This window comes from Rahnella sp. PAMC25617 (assembly GCF_050606005.1).
Lineage (GTDB): Bacteria > Pseudomonadota > Gammaproteobacteria > Enterobacterales > Enterobacteriaceae > Rahnella > Rahnella variigena.
Genome location: NZ_JBOCUM010000196.1, coordinates 1 through 228, shown reverse-complemented (window position 1 = coordinate 228; position 228 = coordinate 1). Strand labels below are relative to the sequence as shown.

The following is a 228-nucleotide window of genomic DNA, read 5'->3' as shown; positions in this document are numbered from 1 at the left end:
AATGTTTTAAGACTGTTCTAACTCATCAGTTATCTCTATGAAAGAAAAGTCAGTTAAGTTGCTCTTCAACTTCTTCAAATCAAGGGGTATATAACTGCCATTGAAATAGGTAAATTCAATCACTTTCCCAGTCGCACGAATAAAGTTGACTACAGCTGCGATATACGCTACTTCCTCCGGTGGAACTTCATTAATTTGCTTTCTCAAACAATCTCCGTATAAAAACAG

General features: G+C 36.0%; 1 protein-coding gene. It reads right to left on the bottom strand.

Annotated elements, in window-relative coordinates:
- Positions 1 to 6: 6 nt before the first annotated feature.
- On the bottom strand, positions 7 to 228 hold a 222-nt coding region (locus ACM615_RS24175), incomplete at its 5' end, for a hypothetical protein (protein WP_431012674.1).